Source organism: Pedobacter sp. KBS0701, assembly GCF_005938645.2.
In the GTDB taxonomy this organism is placed as follows: domain Bacteria; phylum Bacteroidota; class Bacteroidia; order Sphingobacteriales; family Sphingobacteriaceae; genus Pedobacter.
Genome location: NZ_CP042171.1, coordinates 5079089 through 5093998 on the forward strand (window position 1 = coordinate 5079089; position 14910 = coordinate 5093998).

11 protein-coding genes are annotated in these 14910 nt (G+C 40.4%); 3 read left to right on the plus strand and 8 right to left on the minus strand.

The features are described 5' to 3' along the window. Positions 1 to 7 precede the first annotated feature (7 nt). The 3 genes from FFJ24_RS20495 to FFJ24_RS20505 all read left to right on the plus strand — a co-directional run bounded on the left by FFJ24_RS20495 (position 8) and on the right by FFJ24_RS20505 (position 3417). Positions 8 to 1573, plus strand: coding sequence for a DUF4957 domain-containing protein (locus FFJ24_RS20495; protein ID WP_138819013.1), 1566 nt, complete (start codon positions 8 to 10; stop codon positions 1571 to 1573). A gap of 75 nt (positions 1574 to 1648) precedes the next feature. Then, positions 1649 to 2671, plus strand: coding sequence for a pectinesterase family protein (locus tag FFJ24_RS20500; RefSeq protein WP_138819014.1), 1023 nt, complete (start codon positions 1649 to 1651; stop codon positions 2669 to 2671). A 5-nt stretch (positions 2672 to 2676) separates the two neighbouring features. Further along, entirely contained in the window at positions 2677 to 3417 is a 741-nt protein-coding gene (locus tag FFJ24_RS20505; RefSeq protein ID WP_138819015.1) for a rhamnogalacturonan acetylesterase, read from the plus strand. 530 nt (positions 3418 to 3947) lie between these two features. Here the strand turns inward: FFJ24_RS20505 and FFJ24_RS20510 are convergent. The 8 genes from FFJ24_RS20510 to pelA all read right to left on the minus strand — a co-directional run bounded on the left by FFJ24_RS20510 (position 3948) and on the right by pelA (position 14859). Further along, on the minus strand, positions 3948 to 5573 hold the full coding sequence (locus FFJ24_RS20510) for an NADP-dependent glyceraldehyde-3-phosphate dehydrogenase (protein ID WP_138819016.1): 1626 nt from the start codon (positions 5571 to 5573) through the stop codon (positions 3948 to 3950). Between the two features lie 110 nt (positions 5574 to 5683). Next, positions 5684 to 7123, minus strand: coding sequence for an MFS transporter (locus tag FFJ24_RS20515; RefSeq protein ID WP_138819017.1), 1440 nt, complete (start codon positions 7121 to 7123; stop codon positions 5684 to 5686). A gap of 21 nt (positions 7124 to 7144) precedes the next feature. Then, positions 7145 to 7807, minus strand: coding sequence for a bifunctional 4-hydroxy-2-oxoglutarate aldolase/2-dehydro-3-deoxy-phosphogluconate aldolase (locus tag FFJ24_RS20520; RefSeq protein ID WP_210419405.1), 663 nt, complete (start codon positions 7805 to 7807; stop codon positions 7145 to 7147). Then, on the minus strand, positions 7800 to 8855 hold the full coding sequence (locus tag FFJ24_RS20525; protein ID WP_138819018.1) for a sugar kinase: 1056 nt from the start codon (positions 8853 to 8855) through the stop codon (positions 7800 to 7802). Before FFJ24_RS20525 ends, FFJ24_RS20520 begins: the two co-directional genes overlap by 8 nt. A 114-nt stretch (positions 8856 to 8969) precedes the next feature. After that, positions 8970 to 10370, minus strand: coding sequence for a glucuronate isomerase (gene uxaC, locus FFJ24_RS20530; protein ID WP_138819019.1), 1401 nt, complete (start codon positions 10368 to 10370; stop codon positions 8970 to 8972). Positions 10371 to 10588: 218 nt separating this feature from the next. Continuing rightward, positions 10589 to 12235 (minus strand): UxaA family hydrolase, encoded by a 1647-nt coding sequence (locus FFJ24_RS20535; RefSeq protein ID WP_138819020.1) that lies wholly within the window; start codon positions 12233 to 12235, stop codon positions 10589 to 10591. A 1-nt stretch (position 12236) separates the two neighbouring features. Next, positions 12237 to 13748, minus strand: coding sequence for a tagaturonate reductase (locus FFJ24_RS20540; RefSeq protein ID WP_138819021.1), 1512 nt, complete (start codon positions 13746 to 13748; stop codon positions 12237 to 12239). A 97-nt stretch (positions 13749 to 13845) separates the two neighbouring features. Beyond that, complete coding sequence (pelA, locus tag FFJ24_RS20545; RefSeq protein ID WP_138819022.1) at positions 13846 to 14859, minus strand: pectate lyase; 1014 nt, start codon at positions 14857 to 14859, stop codon at positions 13846 to 13848. Positions 14860 to 14910: the final 51 nt, after the last annotated feature.

Below are 14910 nucleotides of genomic sequence, written 5' to 3' on the forward strand. Positions count from 1 at the left end.
CAAGGTTATGAAAAAGATTAATAGATATACATACACCTTCTTACTCATGGCGACAGTTTGTTTATCGGCATGCAAAAAAGACAATCTGGAAGAAATTACCACACTTAACGTAGACAGGGTATTTTCCAGCCCTGGCTTAACCGCAACAATAGTTAATAAAACCGGTGTTAAATTAACATGGAACGCCGTACCCAATGCCACTTCTTATACCATCGAGGTATACGATAATGCCGACTTTACCGGCACCCCGGTAAAATCAATTGCCAGCATTACTGCAGCTCAATTACCCTATACCGTAACCGGATTAATAGGCGATACGCAATATTCAATTAGGGTAAAAGGTGTTGCACAGGGTGTTGCAGATTCCAAATGGGTTAGCACTTCTGCAAAAACAGAATCCGAACAGATTTTCCAAACGGTAAACCAGGCCAAAATAACGGCTACTTCTGTTGTATTAAACTGGACACCTGGCGAAACAGCAACTTCAGTTACCGTAACACCTGGAAATATTACGCATACCGTTACCGCTGCAGAAATTGCAGCCGGAGAAGCAACCATAACAGGCTTAACCGGAGAAACGGATTACACGGCAAAATTGCTGGCCGGAACAAAGGTTAGAGGAACAGCAGCTTTTACCACACTTTATAATTTTACAGGCGCAACATTAGTAAGTCCATCAGATAACCTGGCAACTCTGATTACAAATGCTGCTGCAGGCACCGTTTTCGGTCTCGCTCCCGGCACTTATACGGTTAATGCAGATGTTATTGCCTCAAAATCAATTACCATAAGGGGAACAAAACCAACTGACAGGCCAATTATTAACGGGATGGTTCTTAGATTAAAGGCTAATGCAGGTTTAACCATTAAAGATGTGGTATTGGATGGTACCGGATCCTTAAACGGAAATCAAACCTTTATCTACGATGAAGCATCTGATAACGTTTATGGCCATTTTCTGCTTGAAAATTCAGTTGTAAAAAACTATACTAAAGGGCTATTCTATGTAAATTTAAAAACACTTATCGAATCGGTAACTTTTAAAGGAAATGTAATCAGTAACATAGAATGTAGTGGTGGAGATTTTATCGATTTTAGATCAGGCTTAGCCAAAACATTAAATTTCACTAACAATACGGTATATGCATCTGTTTTGGCCAGAGACTTTTTTAGAATGGACCCAGCGGGCGCTACAAATTTTCCGGCCATTACTTCAGTAATTACCGTTGCCACCAATACACTTAACGGAATTTGTAATGGCGCGGGTAATAGGTTGTTTTACGTTCGGTTGGCTAAACATGAAATTTACTTTTCAAAAAATATTGTAGCAAACTCTGGCGGTATTTTAACAAATCAGGTATTAACCACAATTGTTAGCGCTAATTTTACCGCAAATAATTATTTCAATGCTCCAACTTTTATTTCAGGCAGTGTAACTGTTGGTGCCAAATACGATACCGGAACATTTACCACATTAAATCCGGGCTTTACTGCTGCCGCAACTGGCAATTTTACCGTTAGCCAGTCAGATTTAAAAACGAATGGAGTCGGCGATCCCAGGTGGAGAAACTAATTTTATAATTGATAAGGGCAGGTTTTAATCTGCCCTTTTTTAATGAACTTTATGCTGTAGATTTAATCGAAAAGAATGACAAGAATATCTCATCTGAAATTTATTGCAATACTTATTTTGGTTATCGCTCCCTTTCTTTATCTCCACGCTCAAGATCCTAAATATCCTTCAGAAATAACCGTTGCACAGGATGGCAGCGGAAATTACAAAACCATTCAGGAGGCTGTAAATTCGGTAAGGGATTTAGGCGAGAAAGAAGTTAAGATTTATATTAAAAAGGGTACTTATAAAGAAAAATTGACTATTCCATCCTGGAAAATCAGGATTTGGATTATAGGAGAAGATGTAGAAAATACCATCATTACCTTCAATGATTATTCGGGCAAACTTAATCCAGCAGGTGATGACCAGTTTGGCAATAGGAAATTCAGCACTTATACCTCTTTTACCGTATTGGTTCAAGGCAATGATATCCACCTGGAAAATTTAACCATTATCAATTCTGCCGGCCGCGTTGGCCAGGCTGTTGCGCTGCATGTAGAAGGTGATCGATTCATAGCAAAAAACTGCAGGTTTTTGGGCAATCAGGATACGCTTTATGCCGCTATTGAAAATAGTCGTCAATATTATCAAAACTGTTATATCGAGGGCACAACCGATTTTATTTTCGGCAAGGCAACGGTAGTCTTTCAAAATTGTACCATCAAAAGTTTAAGCGATTCTTATGTTACCGCAGCTTCAACCTCCGCGCAACAGAAATTCGGATTTGTTTTTCTAAATTGTAAGCTCATTGCAGATACTGCTGTAACGAAAGCTTATTTAGGCAGGCCATGGCGGCCGTATGCAAAAACGGTATTCTTAAACTGTGAAATTGGAAAACACATTTTACCTGAAGGCTGGAATGCCTGGAAAGGCGATAAGATGTTCCCAGATAAGGAATTAACCGCGTTTTATGCTGAATATAAAAGTAAAGGTGCTGGGGCATTGACCAGAACAAGATTAGCCTGGACGAAACAGCTCACTAATAAAGAGGCTAAAAATTATACTTTAAAAAATATACTGAGCGGAATGGATCAATGGAACCCACTCACAAATTAATTAAAATGAAAACCAATTTCCTTAAGATTTTTGCGGCAGGAGCCTTAGCTGTTTTATTCTCTTTTACTTTTATTCAAATGAAAACAAAGCTGTACATCATCGGCGATTCTACCGCAGCCAATAAAGAAGAAAAAGCTTATCCGGAAACCGGTTGGGGCATGGCTTTACAATCATACTTTAAAACCGATGTAACGGTTGATAACCGGGCTTTAAATGGAAGAAGTACCAAATCATTCAGGGCCGAAAAACGTTGGGACCCAATTTTAGCACAGTTAAATCCAGGTGATTATGTTTTTATAGAGTTTGGACATAATGATGAAAAAGTTGATAAGCCAACAGTTGGTGTTTCATTGGCCGATTTTAAGATCAATCTGGTGAATTATGTAAAAGAAACCCGGAGCAAAAAAGCATTTCCGGTTTTACTCACGCCAATCTCCCGCAGAAGTTTCAAAAATGGTGTTTTAATCGATTCGCATGGCGACTATCCAAGGGTTACCCGTCAGGTGGCCGATTCGCTAAATATACCCTTAATTGATATGCTGGCTAAAACAGAAAGTTTATTGACCCGTTTGGGGGATGAGCCTTCAATTAAATTATTCAACCATGTTGATTCGGGAAATGTAAATTATCCAAAAGGCAAAAAAGACGATACACATTTAAGTCCCGAGGGCGCTAAACAGGTTGCAGGATTGGTTGTAAAAGGGATTAAGGAGTTGAAGTTGAGTTTAGCGAAGAGTTTGAAGTAAAAAATATAGTTGTCATCCTGAACGCCAGTGAAGGATCTTTTAGTTAAGCGTATTGCCCCTTAGTTAATATCTTCTTAAAAATAAGTTGATCTGTGTTCTGCCTTTCGTTTGGAGATTCTTCACTGCGCTACCATTGATGTTATTCTATAAACTAATATTAATCAGCGCTTTAACCGATTTCGTATTTCCATCCAGCTAGGCCATAGCACGGTACCCCGTTCTACTTAAATCCGGCCTAACAAATTTTTCGGGCTGCACTGTTCTAGCCACACAACTGGCTTCAAAAGAAAAATTTTCAGCCGGCATTTTTTGTTTCTTTTTGATGCCAAAAAGAAAGAGCCATTCGGCGGCGGCGAGCCGAGGCAAGACCGTGCTGTATGGCAAAACAAATCAATTAAACGTCACTCATATTGATTTTACACAATAAATTACCCCCTCAGAATGACAGCTAAGAATACAAAACAAAAAAAAGCCGCAAATCCACAGATTAACATCCATGTTTTTGCGGCTTAGTTTTATAAAGTGACCTTTTAAAAAATATACTTCGTGCTTAAGAAGTTCGAATCATCTCCTCTCACAATTTCGTTCAGTAACTTTTTATTATCTTCAGTAAACTTAGTGGCTACCAAAGAGCGGATCGAGAATGAACGCAAGGCATCTACTACAGAAAGGGTTCCTTCGGCACTGTCTTTACGTCCAGTGAAAGGGAACACATCTGGTCCACGCTGACATTGACAGTTGATATTTACACGGCTGACCTGGTTAACCAAAGGATCGATTAACGAAGAAATTACCGCAGCATTGTTGCTAAAAATACTCACCTGCTGGCCGTGTGGCGAACCGATTAAATACTCGATAGGTTCTTCCAGATCATCAAAAGGCACAACAGGAACAATCGGACCAAACTGCTCTTCGCGATACAATTTCATGTTGCTGTTTACCGGATAAACAATGGCAGGATAAACAAAAGTTTCTAACGTTTGTCCACCATTTTTGTTTACTACTTTTGCCCCATGCGAAACGGCATCATCAATACATTCTTTTAAATATTCAGGTTTATTCAACTCAGGTAATGGAGTAAGGTTTACCCCTTTTTCCCAAGGCATACCGAATTTCAGTTTTTCTACTTCTGCCGATAAACGCTTTAAAAATTCCTGTGCCAAACTGCGGTGTACATAAACGATTTTAATCGCGGTACAACGTTGTCCGTTAAAAGAAAGTGAGCCTAAAACGGTTTCAGAAACCGCTAAATCCAGGTCGGCATCTTTGGTGATGATGGCCGCATTTTTGGCATCCAGACCTAAAATAGCCCTTAAGCGGTTTACTTTAGGGTGCAGTTTTTTAAGTTCATTGGCTACTTTACTGGAACCGATCAAAGTAAGCACATTGATTTTTCCCGATTTCATCAATCCCGGAACAATGGTATTGCCACGGCCATAAATGGTATTCACCACTCCTTTTGGAAAACTGGAGCGGAAAGCTTCCAGCAAAGGGTAATGTAATAAAGTACCATGTTTAGGTGGTTTGAATAAAAGCGTATTGCCCATAATCAAAGCCGGGATCAGGGTTGTAAAAGTCTCGTTTAAAGGATAATTGAACGGCCCCATACACAGCACCACTCCAAGCGGAGAACGGCGCACCTGGGCCACGATTCCCTGCTCTATTTCAAAACGTGATGACTGCCTGTCGATATCTTTCAAGGCATCGATGGTCGCGTAGATATATTCTACAGTACGGTCGAACTCTTTAACCGAATCAGCATAAGATTTACCGATTTCCCACATAATAAGCTTGGCAACAATTTCCTTTTGCTCAATCATTTTATGGGTAAAGTTTTCTACACAGGCAATGCGGTCGGCAACGCTCATGGTTGGCCATTGCCCACGACCATTATCATAAGCAGCTACGGCAGCATCCAAAGCTTCTGTCGATTCTTTTTCTGTACATACCGGGAAACTACCGATACGCTTTCGTTTTAAGCCCTCAGGGGTTTTTACGCATACCGGAGAAAAAACTTCATTAAACGGTCCGTTCCATGGTTTCATTTCCCCATTTGATAGAAACTCCTTTTGATTGATTTCTTCCGTGAGCCTAAATTCATCTGGAATCTGGCTCTCTTCAACGAAAATACTTTCGAGGTTTAGCGTTGTACTCAATTTTAATTGTTGTTAGGGTTAAATTAATGTTAAATCTATAGTTTAAGTATAGATTCGTTTGTATAAAAAGGCTGATGGTTCAGAAAGCTTCCCTAACATCAACCCTTGGTTTATTTTAGTTCGATTACTTTATATTTTGGCACTAAGGTTTTCATTACCGTCCATCCGATTAAATAACATACCGCACAGATGGAAAATATAATGAAATAGCCGGCCTCTTCACCTTTAAACCCCATAAAAACAATCTCGTTTTTGCCCGTATAGTCGAACAGCAAACCAGAGCCTTTATTAATAATGAAAGAGCCTAAGCCACCGGCCATACCACCTATGCCGGTAATGGTTGCAATGGCTTTTTTAGGGAACATATCGCCCACAGTAGAAAATATATTTGCCGACCATGCCTGGTGGGCTGCACCCGCAATACCGATAATGATTACCGGAATCCAATAGGTAATGTGGCCTAAAGGTTGTGCGGCCAAAGCCAATAGCGGGAAAAATGCAAAAATCAACATGGCCCTCATTCTGCCTTCGTAAGGATTCATGCCTTTTTTATCTACAAAATAAGTAGGCAACCATCCTCCGATAATAGAAAGCAAGGTAATCATGTAAAGCACAAATAATGGTAATGCACTTTGAGTAGAATCCATCCCGTAAACCGATTTCAGGTAAGCAGGGGTCCAGAATAAAAAGAACCACCAAACACCATCGGTCATAAATTTACCAAAGGCGAAAGCCCAGGTCTGTTTGTATTTAAAACAATCGATAAACGAAACTTTTTCTTTGGTTTCTTCAACGTAATCGGCCAATTTCCGGTCGTTGATTACATCTTGTTGAATATAGGCCAATTCTTCAGCGCTAACCCTTTTATGTAATTCTGGCTTGTTATATACGAAAACCCATAAGCCCATCCATATAAAACCTAATGCACCGATAATAATGAACGACATTTCCCAACCATAAGCTTTGGCGATAAAAGGAATGGTAATAGGGGCAGCCAATGCACCAACAGTAGCACCAGCATTGAAAATACTGGTTGCAAATGCCCGGTCTTTTTTAGGAAAGTATTCGGCAGTGGCTTTAATTGCAGCCGGGAAGTTTCCAGCCTCTCCAACCGCCAGTACAAAACGGGCAAAAATAAAGAGGGTAACACTTACCGAAACCACCAAACCTGTATCGTTAACACGGGCAATAATTTCTTTAGCACCTTCAAAACCTACAAACCAGTTTCCATTGATGATACCTGCAGTTGCAATACCGCAGAAAGCATGCAAACAGGCGCCTACCGACCAAACACCAATGGCCCATAAAAAGCCCTTTTTTGTATCCAGTTTATCAACTAAACGACCTGCAAAAAGCATGGATATCGCATAAAAAATAGAGAACAGGGCCGTTATATTTCCATAGTCGTTATTGTCCCAATGAAATTCCGGTTTAATAAAATCTGTCCAGGTTAAAGAAAGTACCTGTCTATCTAAATAATTTATGGTCGTAGCTAAGAATAACAGCAAACAGATGGTCCATCTATATTTGCTTGTTTTGGGTTGGTTCATTTGGTTAGGTTTGTTAAATTTTTATTTGCTCTGCTGTATTAGATCAAGTGCTAATTTGGTATTGTCGAATAACTCCTCGTAAAGCTCTTTGCTCATTACATCTTTACTGATTAATTTGCTGCCCATACCTACGGCACAAACACCAGCTTTAAACCAGGTTTTTAAATTATCGGCATTAATTTCCACTCCACCGGTAGGCATAAACAGCTGTCCGGCGAAAAGATCTTTAATTGACGAAATAAATTCAGGGCCTAAAATATTGGCAGGAAAAATTTTGATCAGCATGGCCTTATGCTCCTGGGCAATGCTGATTTCAGTCGGTGTCATACAGCCCGGGATCCATAACATACCAATTTTGTTGGCAATTTCGGCAACTGCCGGATTTATGATCGGTGCCACAATAAAATCTGTTCCTGCCTCGATAAAAGCATTTGCATCAGCAGGGGTTTTAATGGTTCCGATACCCAGATAAAGATCAGGCATTTCGGCATCGCGTACTTCCTTTAGCTTTTTAAAGTTCGGCAAAGCCGATTTACCTCGGTTGGTATATTCGAAAACACGTACACCTGCTTTATACAGCGTGCGTAATATTTCAACGCTACCTGCTTCGCTATCCTGATAAAAAAGCGGTAACATGCCCTGCTCTAAAATGGCATCTAAAATTTTGTGCTTGTTGCTAATCATTGCGTATTATTCTTTTTTCTATATCAGCTACGGTACTGGTTGTAGCATCACTTGGAATGTATAATTTATCGTAAGCTGCCGCTGTGGCAAAATTTAAGGTTTCTTTGGCGGATAACTGATTGTAAAAACCATAAATTAAACCTGCCATAAAACAGTCACCACTGCCCACTTTATCTAAAATTTCGTCCGAAACATATTCTTCAGAAACCGTTAGTTCACCAACGGTATAAATGGCAGTGTAATACCTGATGCCTTTCCCATGATCGAACCTGAAGGTATTGGCCACTGCTTTACATGCCGGAAACAAACTTAATATTTCTTTAGAAGTATCTGTTGCCTGTTGTAGTAACGTTTCTTTTGCATAACCCTCAGTTGATGTTAAATCTTCGTGTAGCGCAGTACCCAACATTTTATTGGCCGCCCAAACATTACCCATAATCAGCGTGCAATACTGAGCCAGTTCAGGCAAAACATCAATAGGATCCTTACCATATTTCCAAAGTTTGGCGCGGTAGTTCAGATCCAGTGAAATGGTGATATTCCGCTCAGTTGCCGCTTTTAAAGCTTCCAAACAAACATCAGCAATAGATTGATTGATTGCAGGGCATATCGCACTGAAATGGAACCAGTTTACGTCTTCAAAAACTTCATCCCAGTTGATCTGGCCAACCTTTAATTCTGCATAAGCCGAATTTGCGCGGTCGTAAATTACACCGGCATTTTTAAGGTCTTTTCCTTTCGGGAGATAATATAAACCCAAACGTTCGCCACGATAAACCATCGGCGTGGTATCAATATTACGGGCATCAAGATAATCTACAATTTCCCGGGTGACCGAATTATCAGGCACAGCCGATAAGTAGGCCGAAGGAACATTCCAAAGGGCCAGTGCAGTGGCTACATTCAGCTCTGCACCGCCAACATAAAACGGAAGTTTGTTTTCTTTTAACCAGGCACCATCCATATCAGGACAGATGCGCAAAAGTATTTCACCAAAGCTTAAAACTTTTTTTCCTTTTTGTGATGAAGCGAATATTTGGGTGCTCATTTTTATATCTGATCGGCGTATTTCATGCTATTTTCTGCAAGGGTATGAAAACGGAAGGAAAACGATTGAAATGATCTGATTCCAATGAAATACCTTCCTAAAGCCCGATTTTGGTTAAAACTTAAAGTAATTTTTTGCGTTAAAGTACGAAATATCCTGAACAATTTTGCCAACCCATTCCAAATCGTTAGGCAATTCACCGTTCTCAATATCTTCCCCAAACAGGTTACAAACAATCCTTCTGAAATATTCGTGACGTGGGAAAGAAAGGAAACTGCGCGAATCGGTAAGCATACCTACCAGGCGGCTTAAAAGCCCCATATTCGATAATGCGTTTAACTGTTTGATCATGCCGTCTTTCTGATCCAGAAACCACCAGGCAGAACCAAACTGAACTTTACCGGCAACCGAACCATCGTTAAAATTACCAATCATAGTAGCAATCAATTCGTTATCGGCAGGGTTAAGGTTGTAAATAATCGTTTTGGCCAGTTTATCCTGATTATCCAAACGGTTTAGGAATTTAGAGAGCATATGGGCCTGGCTAAAATCACCGATTGAATCCCAACCGGTATCCGGACCTAATTGCCTTAACATCCTGGTGTTGTTGTTACGCAACGCACCAAGGTGGTATTGTTGCACCCAGCCATTTTCGTGATCCCATTCTGCAAAATAAACCAGCATAGCCGATTTAAATTTCAGGTTCTCTTCGTAAGAGATACCTTGTTTAGCGCGAATTTTATCAAAAATGGAGGAAATTTCAGCTTCAGTATAATCTTCGGCATAAATCTGCTCTAAACCATGATCTGAAACCGAACAGCCATGATCAGCAAAATAATCGTGACGGCTTTTTAAGGCATCGATATAGTCTTGAAAACTGCTGATGGTTTTATCAGCAACACTTTCTAACTTATTGATATATTCGTTCAATCCTTCAATATCATCACTGTTCATTGCTTTATCCGGACGGAAAGCAGGTAACATTTTCAAATTTGCACCTTCTCTTGCCAATTGCTGGTGGAAGTTTAAGCTATCCAACGGATCATCTGTGGTACAAACAGCTTCTACATTCATTTTGGCCAGCAAACCACGTACAGAGTACTCAGGCGTTTGCAGTTTTGCAGAACATTCGTCATAAATTTTCTGTGCGGTTTTGCCCGAAAGTAAATCGGTTACGCCGAAATAACGTTGAAGTTCTAAATGTGTCCAGTGGTATAATGGATTACGCAAAGTATAAGGAACCGTTTCAGCCCATTTCTCAAATTTCTCATAATCTGATCCAATACCGGTGATATATTTTTCATCCACACCATTGGCACGCATGGCCCTCCATTTGTAATGGTCGCCGGCAAGCCAAACCTGACTGATATTGGCAAACTGGGTATTATTGGCAATCTGCTCTGGAATAAGGTGATTATGGTAATCGATAATCGGCAATGATTTTGCAAAATTGTGATAAAGCTTTTCTGCTGTTTTGCTTTGCAAAAGAAAATTTTCGTCTAAAAAAGGTTTCATGCTATGTGATTTGAGACATTAAGTAATCGGTTTGAGATAATTAAAACGATTATCTAATAATTTTTTATTTAGCCCGGTCTGTGTCCTCACAGACTGGAATTGAATTTATATTTTATTCGCTCGGTGGTCTGTGGGGACACAGACCACGGAATTTAGGGCTAAGACTATGGGTTTTTCTCTGCACCCCAGACTCAACACTCCAAACTCCCAGCTCCAAGCTACAAACTAACTCCCCTTTTCCATGGAATAAAATCATCCTGGTTAAGCAACACTGCTTTAGGGATTACTTCACCACTGGCCGCTTTAATGCAATATTCCAGGATATCTTCTCCCATTTGCTCGATGGTTTTTTCTCCTTCGATTACTGGTCCACAGTTGATATCAATGATATCGCCCATGCGTTTGGTTAAGGCATTATTGGTTGATAACTTGATGGTTGGACAAACCGGGTTTCCGGTAGGCGTGCCCAAACCGGTAGTGAACAAAATTAAGGTTGCCCCCGATGCTGCTTTTCCGGTGGTGGCCTCTACATCATTTCCAGGCGTACAAACCAAATTTAAGCCTGGTTTTGTGGCTGGTTCGGTGTAATCCAACACATCTTCCACTGGTGAGGTTCCACCTTTTTTAGCTGCTCCGGTACTTTTAATGGCATCGGTAATCAACCCATCTTTAATGTTGCCTGGTGATGGATTCATAAAAAATCCAGAACCTACATTTTCTGCAGCCTGGTTATAAGCCGTCATTAGCTGGATAAATTTACGTGCGGCGGTTTCGTCTTTAGTACGATCGATTAGTTGTTGTTCGGCACCACAAAGCTCAGGGAATTCGGCCAAAAGCACGGTTCCGCCTAAAGCCACCAATAAATCGGAGGTATAGCCTACAGCAGGATTGGCGCTTATGCCACTAAAACCATCGCTACCGCCACATTTTACACCCAAAACCAGTTTGCTTAACGGCGCAGGCTGACGTTCCATTTTATTGATTTCGGTTAAACCGATAAAGGTTTTACGGATGGCTTCTTTAACCAATTGTTCTTCGCTCTGCGATTGCTGCTGCTCAAAAATGAATAAAGGTTTATCGAAATTCGGACTACGCTGTTTTAAATCGTCCATAAAATCTTTAACCTGCAAATTCTGACATCCCAGGCTCAACACGGTTACACCAGCCACATTGGGATGATCAGCATAAGCAGCCAATAACTTGCTCAATACAGCGGCATCCTGACGGGTACCACCGCAACCACCCTGATGGTTCAGGAATTTAATGCCATCTACATTTTTAAAAACACGGTTGGCTGATGGATTTGCCAATCCAATAGAGCCTGGATCGGCCTCTTCTAAAATCTCACCATTTTTGTAAGCCTCTACCAACTGGTGGGCGTAAGATTTATATTTATCAGTTACGGCATAACCCAATTCGTTGTGCAAAGCCTCACGGATGACATCTAAATTGCGGTTTTCGCAGAAAACAGTCGGGATAAACAACCAGTAATTGGCAGTTCCTACACGACCATCGCTACGGATATAACCATTAAAGGTTCTGCCTTCAAATTTGGAAACATCGGGCGCGTGCCATTCGTAATGGTATGGACGAAATTCGTAAGGATCGGAAGCATGTTTCGTATTTTCGGTATCCATCAAACCACCTTTAAGAATGAAATGCTGTGCCTTCCCTACCAGTACACCATACATAATAATGTGATCGCCAGCATTCATATCCTGCATAAAAAACTTATGCTTCGCCTGGATATCATCCTGTAAAATATATTCCTGCCCATCGTGGATAACAGTTTCGCCTTTTGCAAGATTTTGCAGGGCAACAAGAACGTTGTCGTTAGGATGGATTTTTAAAATTCTAGTAACCATTTTAATTTGTTCTTTCTGAATGCAAGTTACTTAAAGTTTCTTTTGCACCCTTATTTTGTAATAATTCAACGTATGATTTTACGGCTGCGTTAAAGCCGGGGTAATTGTTCAGGTTTTTATCCCAAAGGCGTCTGTCGCCAAGGGTATTATCTACCACGGTTTCAGGATTTTTCCAGTATTCGTATAACACTTCCGCAAATTCATCCTGTACAGGAAAGGTTTTTCCATTGGCACTGGCCGTATAAGTATCGCCATCATTGTTCACATTCATAAAAAGAATATAAGCGGCAACACCCAAAGCGGTAAGTTGTGGTACTTCATTTTTTAAGGCATAATACCTTCTGATGAGCGGCATGTTGCGCATCTGCATTTTTGAAGTGAAGTTTAAGGTAATGGCCTGCCATTGGTGCTCTAAAAAAGGATTGCTGAAACGGTCGACCACACTATTGGCAAAAGCGAGGGCTTCATCGTAAGTAATGTCTTCATTTACCACAACGGGAGCAATTTCCTCTTTCATCAGTTTTAATACGTTGCTAGTGAAATCTTTATCGGCCATTGCTTCTTTTACCGTATTAAAGCCTGCTAAAATGGCTAAACCACAGCTAATGGTATGTGTGCCATTAAGTAAACGGAGTTTTAGTTCTTTAAATTTATCGATAGAAGGAACAATAAAAATGCCCTTATCTGCTTTTTCGAAAGATAAAACCTCTTTTACTTTTTCGCTGGATGATTCGATTGCCCAAAGCCTGAAAGGTTCGGCCATGATCATAAGCTCGTCTTCGTAACCCAATTCGTTTTCGATGACTTTTCGCTCTGCCGCCGGAAGTTTTCCCGGCACAATACGATCGACCAAAGTTTTACAGAAGTGATTGGCGGTTTTTAACCAGTTTTCGAAATCCCAGCCCAATTTGTTATGAATAGCAAGATCCAGTACAATTTCTTTCAATTTATCAGCGTTATCACTGATTAATTCCGTTGGAACAATCACCATTCCGCTTTCGGCCGAACCATTAAACACAGTATATCTTTCGTGCAGGAATGCCAGTAATTTCCCCGGATAAGATTGCGGTGGATTATCGGTTATTTTATCTTCACTTTTAACAATCCCAACTTCAGTGGTATTCGAAATCACGACCTGCATTTCGGGCTGGTGGGCAGCTTTTAAAATTTCGGCCCAATCCTGCGAAGCTGATAAAACCCTGCTGATTGAAGCATTGATTGAATTTTCTTCAACAGTAACGCCGTTTTCAATACCTTTTACGCATAGGGTATATAAATTATCTTGCTTCGAAAATTCGTCAGCACCACCTCTTGAAGTAGATTTAACGACTAAAACCCTACCGTTAAAAATGCCTTGTTGATTGGCTTTATCGATAAAGTAATCTGGCAGACCACGCAGTAAAACACCCGTTCCAAACTGGATTACTTTTTCGGGCAAGGCTAAAATTTCGGCAGTAGGTTTTGTAACCTTGTCGCCCTTAATGTTTTTTAAATTTTCTTTGTTTAAAATCATATTCTTGCGGTTTCCGTCATTGCAAGTAATGAAGGAGTCCCCACCTATAGTAGTAGGATTGCTTCGTGCCTCGCAATGACGATTTTTATTTTTTTATTTATTTCCCATTTGTGGTTAACCACTTTGGGTATTCTTTTTCAATTAATTTTTGCCCCCAGTTGCCGTACCAGGCATAACCGTTGCGTCTTTCGGGACTTAGTTCTTCTAATTTTGTTTTAATGGTGTTGTCACGGTCGCCAAAAATTGGGGTATTTTTATCAAGGTCGTAGAAACGTGCCCAGGTGTTGGCAGTATGATCCGCAACCAAAGCTGAAATATTTTTGTTCCGGTCGAAGCGGTAGCCAACTATTTTATAAGTATCAAACCATTTCACTGCTGCAGCAATTGCATTTTTCACTTCTGTTGATGGATTTTTAAGCCTCATCAGGAAACGCACAATACCCGCCGATTCACTTGTGCTTAACGAGGCCGGCTCAAATGCTCTGGCTTTTGCAGGCAACATCGAATCTTTATCATATTGCGCAGCCCAAATGGTTAACGTTCCGTTCTGTTTTACCTGTGTTTTGATAATACAATCGATGCCTTTTGTAACTGCTTTCTCCGCTTTTTTGATATAAGCCGGATTTACCACTTCGAAATCGTTCGTTTGCATGGCAATATCCTGTAAGATATTAAGCACATTAATCATTGCGTCATCATTGTAAGTAATTTCTGAACGGTATGAAGCTTTGTCAGGATAATATTGGGGCCAGCCACCATTGGCATATTGAGCGGATAAAATATAATCCAATCCTTTTTCGGCTGCCGTTAAATAAGCCTTATTCTGTGTTTTTTTATAAGCTTTTACCAAGTAAACCACTTCTCTGCTTGTGGCTTTATTATCGAAGGTGGCATGTAAATCTTTAGTGGCTTTTATTTTGGCCAATAACTCAGGGGTTAAAGCGACGCCATAGTTAACCACACTTTTATCGTCCAATTGCTTTGGCCAGCCACCATTGCCTAATTGGTAAACCAACATTTTATCTGCCGTAGAATCGATTGGCTGCTGTGCATAACACGATAGTAATAAAGTGCTGCAAATTAGGGTAAACAATAATTTTATTTTCATCATTTTGTTTGTTCCGTGGCCCAGACCACTAATTTCTTTTTGTTTACATCTGCC

What these genes read in the sequence shown, in the direction of transcription:
- uxaC (WP_138819019.1), bottom strand. Translation starts at nt 10,370, where the DNA reads ATGAAACCTTTTTTAGACGAAAATTTTCTTTTGCAAAGCAAAACAGCA.
- FFJ24_RS20515 (WP_138819017.1), bottom strand. Translation starts at nt 7,123, where the DNA reads ATGAACCAACCCAAAACAAGCAAATATAGATGGACCATCTGTTTGCTG.
- pelA (WP_138819022.1), bottom strand. Translation starts at nt 14,859, where the DNA reads ATGATGAAAATAAAATTATTGTTTACCCTAATTTGCAGCACTTTATTA.
- FFJ24_RS20495 (WP_138819013.1), top strand. Translation starts at nt 8, where the DNA reads ATGAAAAAGATTAATAGATATACATACACCTTCTTACTCATGGCGACA.
- FFJ24_RS20520 (WP_210419405.1), bottom strand. Translation starts at nt 7,807, where the DNA reads ATGATTAGCAACAAGCACAAAATTTTAGATGCCATTTTAGAGCAGGGC.
- FFJ24_RS20505 (WP_138819015.1), top strand. Translation starts at nt 2,677, where the DNA reads ATGAAAACCAATTTCCTTAAGATTTTTGCGGCAGGAGCCTTAGCTGTT.
- FFJ24_RS20535 (WP_138819020.1), bottom strand. Translation starts at nt 12,235, where the DNA reads ATGGTTACTAGAATTTTAAAAATCCATCCTAACGACAACGTTCTTGTT.
- FFJ24_RS20500 (WP_138819014.1), top strand. Translation starts at nt 1,649, where the DNA reads ATGACAAGAATATCTCATCTGAAATTTATTGCAATACTTATTTTGGTT.
- FFJ24_RS20525 (WP_138819018.1), bottom strand. Translation starts at nt 8,855, where the DNA reads ATGAGCACCCAAATATTCGCTTCATCACAAAAAGGAAAAAAAGTTTTA.
- FFJ24_RS20540 (WP_138819021.1), bottom strand. Translation starts at nt 13,748, where the DNA reads ATGATTTTAAACAAAGAAAATTTAAAAAACATTAAGGGCGACAAGGTT.